The organism is Wolbachia endosymbiont of Madathamugadia hiepei, from assembly GCF_013366855.1.
In the GTDB taxonomy this organism is placed as follows: Bacteria; Pseudomonadota; Alphaproteobacteria; order Rickettsiales; family Anaplasmataceae; genus Wolbachia.
The window spans coordinates 1-6,547 of record NZ_WQMP01000051.1 but is presented as its reverse complement, the minus strand read 5'-3'; the positions used below and the strand labels follow the sequence as shown (position 1 = coordinate 6,547).

The window sequence follows — 6,547 nt, the reverse complement described above, 5'->3', positions numbered from 1 at the left end:
ATTTGGTAATTTCTCTATTTGTAGCTAAGTTAAACTACCAGTTTTTGCTACATCTTTCCTTATTTTCTCATGATAAACTTTTTTCACAGAGCCTAGGTAAAGAGGTTTGCAATATTTACATGCATAGCACTGGTAAGTACTTTAGGTAAGTGCGCTTAGCCTAGATCTGAGGTGCTGTGGAAAGTTTCGATTTTCGCGTTAGCGCTTGTAGGTGCTTTTACAAAGTGTGGAATCACTTTAAGTCAAAGTTAAGCCTATTTCCAACAAGTTGTTTTCACAAGTGCAGTGTATTTTAGCATTATAGTGCTCCAGTAGTAAGTAGGTCATGTAGATGCTAATATCTTTTGTATTTAGGTTGTTATCTTTTTTCTTGCTTAATTTCTCTACTAATGATTTGCTTAAGGGCTTGTGTTCACTCGAAACTTGCATAGTTAATAGAGTTTTGTCTTTCTCCTGGCTTAATAAAACGGACACCCGTTCAACTTCTGCCACTGCGCTGGCTATGGTTATTACCATACTGGAAATTATTTTGTTTATCTTTTCAATTAAACTTACTTTGCATTTCAAAAAATATGCATCTGTTTCCCACGTGAGTTTTACTTTTTTTTTAGTAGGTAGTTCTCTATATTCAGCTTGGTCCGGTCAAAGCTGCGGTTGTCTGCTGAAGAAGAGTATGCCTGTTTCATAACTTTATGTTTGTGCATTAAATCATCAGAACTTTCCCTAAGCAATGACAATGCTTCCTTCCACGCGACGGCGTCGTTCTTGCCACCTGCTTCAAGCTCTTCTAAAGCAAACATTATCCCATTCATAGAGTTAGCAAAGTCATGAAGTAGTCGTCCTGATAGTAACTCTGTTATCAACAACACGTTTTTGCTCATTAGACAATTGTAAATGATTTAGGTTACCCTATATTGGTAGACATATGATAGTCAATTGAGAGAAAGTTTCGTTGTACTTTTTGTGCCAGGTTATTAATATAGTATTAATAATCGTAGAATTTGTGTAAAGATTATGAGCACTTATGCTAAATCAGGAGTAGACCTTAAGCTGTATAATAAGCTAATAAAAGAGGTCAACCTTATAGTTGGAAAAACTAAAAAAAAGGAAGAGGTTCTTAGCAAAGAAGGTTCATTTTCTGCGCTATTCGATTTCGCTGCGCTGAGTAAAAAATATGACCATCCAGTACTCGTTTCTTCAACTGACGGGGTAGGTACAAAGCTGTTGATAGCTCAAGAAGTAAACAAACATGATACTATAGGCATAGATCTAGTTGCAATGTGTGTGAATGACTTGCTTGCGCAAGGAGCAACACCTTTATTTTTCCTCGACTATTTCGCAACAGGTACTTTAAGTAAAGATGTTCTATTGTCTGTAGTTCAGGGTATTGCAGAAGGATGTAAACAGGTCAATATGGCATTAGTTGGTGGAGAAACCGCAGAAATGCCTGGAATGTATAGTAATAATCACTATGACCTTGCAGGATTTGTAGTTGGGGTGGTCGATAAAAGTAAGATCCTTCCAAAATGTAACACTATGAGGGAAGGCGACTGTATAGTTGGCTTAGAGTCGAGTGGAATTCACTCAAATGGGTTTTCTTTGATACGCCATGTTTTTAAAGATTTAGGCATAAGTTATAATGACTTATCTCCGTGGAATAATAAAACCTGGAGTGAGATGCTACTTGAACCAACAAAAATATACGTTGATTCTTTATTGCCTGTTATGTCAAGGGTAAAAGGTATTGCACACATCACAGGCGGTGGCTTGGTAGATAATATTCCACGGATTCTTCCAGAAGATTTGTTTGCAGACATAGACATCGGTTCTTGGGAATGGCCAGATATATTTTTGTGGCTGATAAAAGAGGGTAAAGTGGAGAAGAGGGAAATGTTGAGGACATTCAATTGTGGTATTGGTATGGTATTGATCGTAGATCCTGAGAATATGCAAAGTGTAAACAATCATTTCCAAAAACGTGGAGAAAAAATTGAAATTATTGGAAAGCTTCATGAGAAATATAAACCACCACTTGATGAAGTAGTGCCTTAGTTAAACTAACTTTACTGACAATCTTTCTGCAACTTCTAAATATGCTTCCTTTAGGTTTCCTAAACTTAAACGGAAGACATCTTTATCTAGTTTTTTGTGAGTACTGTTATTCCATAACCTGCAATTGTCAGGGCTGATCTCATCAGCTAGGATGATCTTTGTTTTATCGCTCATTAACCTGCCAAATTCCAATTTGAGGTCGACTAAATCTATTCCTGCATTTGAAAATAAGTCAATTAGAACTATATTGATTTTTAAGGTTGTAGTTTTAACCTCTTCCATTTCTTCACGAGATAGCCAGCCAAAATATAGCACGTGGTTTTCATTTACCATTGGATCAGCCAAATTGTCATCTTTATAGAAAAATTCGATTATAGGAGATATAAGCTTCTCGCCTTCTTTTACATTAAAACGTTTACAAAAACTACCGGCTGCGATATTTCTCACTACTATTTCAAGAGGTATAATCTTTAGTTTTTTAACTAGCTGCTCTCTTTCATTCAGAGTTTTTATAAAGTGTGTGCCAATTCCTGCTTTCTCAAGCTTTTCCATGATAAAAGCGCTAATGAAGTTGTTGATTATTCCCTTACCCTCAATAACTTCATATTTTTCTTTATTAAAGGCTGTTACATCGTCTTTAAAGTGCTGTATGACAGTTAACGGATCTTTAGCTTCAATAATAGATTTCGCTTTACCTTCGTATATTATTTTGCCTGGAAGCATATTTGATTTAACTATATATTGTAGATATTACATCAATTTACTGCCTAAGTTTACTATAAATTTGCAAAGATGTTCAATGTTACAATATTAACTATATTCCCAGAGATGTTTCCTGGATTTTTAAACTATTCCCTTGCTGGAAGAGCGTTAGAGAAGAAAACATGGGATCTTGAAGTGGTAAATATTCGTTCCTTTGCTAAGGATAAACACTCAACGGTGGACGATGTTCCATATGGAGGCGGAGCAGGAATGGTTATGCGCCCTGATGTTACTGGTGATGCAATTGATAGTGTGCGCACTGCTCATACGGATACTAAATTTATTTATATGACTCCGTCTGGCACGAGATTTAATCAAAGCATTGCAAAAGAATTGATAGAATTCTCTCATATAATAATATTATGTGGTCGATTTGAGGGTATTGACCAAAGAGTGGTTGATGAGTATACTCCTTATGAGTTAAGTGTTGGAGATTATGTACTTTCAGGAGGCGAGCCGGCTGCGATGGTAGTTCTTGATGCATGTGTTAGGCTTCTTCCTGGTGTAGTAAGTAATTCTGATAGTATTACTGAGGAAAGTTTTAGTTATGGTGGTGGTATGCTTGAGTACCCTCAATATACTAAACCTAAGCAGTGGAGAGAACATGAAGTGCCTGAGGTTCTGTTATCTGGTAATCACAAAAAAATAAGTGATTGGAGACGGAAACAGTCTCAAGCTATAACAAAAAGGCGTAGACCTGAATTATTAGATGGAGATATAAATGACAAATTTACTTGAAAAGTTCAATAAGCAGCAAATGCAAGTGTTAGCTAAAGAATTGCCAGAGTTTCGTCCTGGTGATGATTTGAAGATCACTTTTAAAGTGGTTGACGGTGCAAGCGAACGTATGCAAATATTTGAAGGTGTATGTATATCAAAAAGAAATCGTGGGCTACATTCTTCTTTTGCGGTTAGAAAAGTGAGTCATGGAGAAAGTATAATATCACAGTTTTTTGTTTATTCTCCTGCGTTAGTTTCAGTGCAAGTGACAAGAAGGGGGAAAGTTCGTAGAGCAAAATTATACTACTTATGTAAGCTATTTGGAAAAGCTGCAAGAATAAAAGAGCGCACTACTTACAAAAGCGGTAAGTCTAAGTAGCTTTGATGAAAAACGGTGTTGCTTCAGTTCTTGATGCGCTGGGGCAATAGGAAGAGACTAAAAATAGATGAGCATAAAGACAAAATTCCTTAAATTACTTCAGTCCAGGCGCGTACATGCTCGCATAAGAAGAAAAAATAAAAGAGATAGAACATTATATTTCTGTTCTTTCATAACATTAGTTATTTCGCTTGGTTGTCCTATATGCATATTGTTGAGCATATTAATTAACTCTTATAGCGCCTTAACAATAACGAAGATTTTGTTACCAGTTGAGATAACTGCTGATTTTGCTTTGGCAGATAATCCTGCTGATTTACGATATAAGTCCATTGACTTACTTAATGATTCTCTACGTAAAGTGTTTAAAGGGACCAATTTCAGGAGTAATGACGAGATTTTAAGTCGTAATTCTTACAAGGAGCTAGAGAATTTTTTTCGTAGGAAAGTGAAGCACAGTGGTGAGTATGAAATCTGGTTTACTGCATCAAGTATAGTCAATTCAATAAACAAAGATAGATATTTCAATAGTCATTATGCTGAACTGCTTAGTTGGCTAAAAGAAAAAGGGAGGGTGAAAAAGTTCTTTAATAAGTCTTTATTTCTTAAATCTGATTCTCGTGAGCCTGAGAATGCAGGAATTTTAGGAGCATTCGTCGGCTCATTAATGACGATTATGGTATGTCTAGCTTTGGCGTTACCAATAGGAATTATGTCAGGCATCTATCTTCACGAATTTATGCCCAGGAACAGTATAATAACTAGCATTGTAGAGGTTAGTATAAATAATCTTGCTGCAGTGCCTTCGATAATATTTGGTGTAGTAGGTTTAACTCTCTATCTTGGTATATTTGGTTTACCTCGTTCTTCGCCACTTGTTGGTGGAATGACTCTTTCATTTATGATGTTACCTAATATTATAATTACGACAAAAAATGCCTTTGCGAACGTTCCTATTACAATAAAAGATGCAGCTTTTGCCCTTGGAGCGCCTCACATCAAAGTAATATTGGATCACTCTCTACCGATTGCATTACCGAGAATAATACATGGTGCTGTGCTTGCAGTTGCAAGAGTTTTAGGTGAGTCCTCTCCTTTACTTATGATAGGTATGGTAGCATTTATAGCTGACACACCCACATCCTTTTTCGACCCGGCAACTGTTTTGCCTGTACAAATATACATATGGTCAAGTAGTCCTGAGATTGCATTTGTTGAGCTTGCTGCCATTGCAATTATAGCTTTGTTGATAATGTTATTTACTCTGAATTTAGTAGCAAATTTTGTAAAAAGAAAATTCGAGTTTTTTAATTTTTAATTCATGAAAATTATTGTTTTATCTGGTTATGGCTTGAACTGTGAGAAGGAAACTGCATTTGCATTTATAGAATGTAGTAGAAAACTTGGTATCAACAATGTAGAAGTGAAGATCGTTCATATTAATGAGATCATAGGCAATCCAGGTGAGCTAAAATCAAGTAATATACTAGCAATTCCAGGAGGTTTTTCCTACGGTGATGACACTGGTGCCGGTAATGCGTTTGCTTTGCGCATTAGAAACAATTTGTTGGATGAGTTTCAAGATTTTTTATCTCAGGATAAGCTTGTTATAGGAATATGTAATGGTTGTCAGGTATTAGTAAAGTTAATTCCAGAATTCTCTAACCTGGCTTTAATACGCAATGATGTAGGTAATTATCAATGCCGTTGGATTAGAGTGAAAGTTACCTCACAAAGTAATTCTGTTTGGCTACAGGACCTAAATGAGCTGTATCTTCCTATTGCTCATGGAGAAGGCAAGTTTTTTATGGATCAGAGTGTTTTGGATCAATTGATTGAAAACAATTCCGTTGCACTGCGTTACGTTGATGAAGAAGGTAACTACGCCAACTTGCAGTTTCCTTGCAATCCAAACGGATCTACGTACGATCTGGCAGCCTTATCAGATAAAAGTGGTAGAGTACTGGCTTTAATGCCTCATCCGGAGAGAGGAATATTTTTCACTCAGCAGGACAACTGGCCGCTTGAAAAGGAGAAATGCAAGCGCTTAGGTGCCGCTATGCCAAAATATGGCGATGGAATGCTTATATTTGAAAATGCACTGAAGTATTTTGCGCAAGCGTTGTAACATGACGCAATGTTACATAGTAAACGGTGTTACCCAACAGAAACAAAAAAACTGCTTGACAACCTTCGCCAACCCTGTTATTATGAGACTGAAGCTATTATTTATCTTCAGTCTGTGCAGATAAAACGACAAAAAACTCAATGTACTTGGCGTCTTATGTTTAATTTTTTGCGCTATGTGCACCTCATGTCTTTGTAAACTTTTAAGGTTTTTACCTAATATAAGCTAAAATGCGCTTGTTAAAGCATTTAAGACAGTAAAAAACGCCAATTTAAAAGATAGATAGTGAATAACTAGCTAACGGGGTTTCTTTTACCTTTTGTCTATTTAGTAAATTTCTTAACGTTTAAATTTAGATCAGTTGCGGTTTAAAAGCAGCTAGTCTCTGTGAACAAAATTTTAGAGAAGCCATATGAACGCTAACTATGGATTAGCCGATAAAGAAAGAGCTGGAAATAGAGGGCTTTTTGGGTTGCATGGAATATGAAATAAGCGTAGAAAAGATG

General features: G+C 36.2%; 8 protein-coding genes. 5 read left to right on the top strand and 3 right to left on the bottom strand.

The window, feature by feature from the left end; genetic code table 11:
- Positions 1–237: 237 nt before the first annotated feature.
- Together GO685_RS02695 and GO685_RS02690 are read right to left on the bottom strand one after the other, a co-directional pair.
- Positions 238–567, bottom strand: coding sequence for a histidine phosphotransferase family protein (locus tag GO685_RS02695; protein WP_175937468.1), 330 nt, complete (start codon positions 565–567; stop codon positions 238–240).
- Between the two features lie 29 nt (positions 568–596).
- The gene (locus tag GO685_RS02690; RefSeq protein WP_175937467.1) at positions 597–881 is read right to left on the bottom strand and encodes a hypothetical protein; all 285 of its coding nucleotides are present in this window, start codon (positions 879–881) and stop codon (positions 597–599) included.
- A 133-nt stretch (positions 882–1,014) separates the two neighbouring features.
- On the opposite strand from GO685_RS02690, the gene purM reads away from it, so the two are divergent.
- A complete protein-coding gene (gene purM, locus GO685_RS02685) occupies positions 1,015–2,052 on the top strand; it encodes a phosphoribosylformylglycinamidine cyclo-ligase (RefSeq protein ID WP_175937466.1) in 1,038 nt (345 codons plus the stop codon).
- Here purM and purC read toward each other — a convergent pair whose 3' ends face one another.
- Positions 2,053–2,775, bottom strand: a complete 723-nt coding sequence (purC, locus tag GO685_RS02680; RefSeq protein ID WP_175937465.1) for a phosphoribosylaminoimidazolesuccinocarboxamide synthase — start codon at positions 2,773–2,775, stop codon at positions 2,053–2,055.
- A 69-nt stretch (positions 2,776–2,844) separates the two neighbouring features.
- Between purC and trmD the strand changes: the two genes are divergently transcribed.
- From trmD to GO685_RS02660, 4 genes are all read left to right on the top strand, one after another.
- Positions 2,845–3,552 carry a tRNA (guanosine(37)-N1)-methyltransferase TrmD gene (trmD, locus tag GO685_RS02675; protein WP_175937464.1) on the top strand — a complete coding sequence of 236 codons (708 nt, stop codon included), beginning with the start codon at positions 2,845–2,847 and terminating at the stop codon, positions 3,550–3,552.
- Positions 3,536–3,913 (top strand): 50S ribosomal protein L19, encoded by a 378-nt coding sequence (rplS, locus tag GO685_RS02670; RefSeq protein ID WP_175937463.1) that lies wholly within the window; start codon positions 3,536–3,538, stop codon positions 3,911–3,913. The genes trmD and rplS overlap by 17 nt, the downstream gene beginning before the upstream one ends.
- Before the next feature lie 67 nt (positions 3,914–3,980).
- A complete protein-coding gene (pstA, locus tag GO685_RS02665; RefSeq protein WP_175937462.1) occupies positions 3,981–5,231 on the top strand; it encodes a phosphate ABC transporter permease PstA in 1,251 nt (416 codons plus the stop codon).
- A 3-nt stretch (positions 5,232–5,234) separates the two neighbouring features.
- Positions 5,235–6,041, top strand: a complete 807-nt coding sequence (locus tag GO685_RS02660) for a phosphoribosylformylglycinamidine synthase subunit PurQ (protein ID WP_175937461.1) — start codon at positions 5,235–5,237, stop codon at positions 6,039–6,041.
- Positions 6,042–6,547 lie beyond the last annotated feature (506 nt).

Coding starts and splice junctions, on each gene's coding strand:
- GO685_RS02690 (WP_175937467.1), bottom strand. CDS start 881: ATGAGCAAAAACGTGTTGTTGATAACAGAGTTACTATCAGGACGACTA.
- purM (WP_175937466.1), top strand. CDS start 1,015: ATGAGCACTTATGCTAAATCAGGAGTAGACCTTAAGCTGTATAATAAG.
- purC (WP_175937465.1), bottom strand. CDS start 2,775: ATGCTTCCAGGCAAAATAATATACGAAGGTAAAGCGAAATCTATTATT.
- trmD (WP_175937464.1), top strand. CDS start 2,845: ATGTTCAATGTTACAATATTAACTATATTCCCAGAGATGTTTCCTGGA.
- rplS (WP_175937463.1), top strand. CDS start 3,536: ATGACAAATTTACTTGAAAAGTTCAATAAGCAGCAAATGCAAGTGTTA.
- pstA (WP_175937462.1), top strand. CDS start 3,981: ATGAGCATAAAGACAAAATTCCTTAAATTACTTCAGTCCAGGCGCGTA.
- GO685_RS02660 (WP_175937461.1), top strand. CDS start 5,235: ATGAAAATTATTGTTTTATCTGGTTATGGCTTGAACTGTGAGAAGGAA.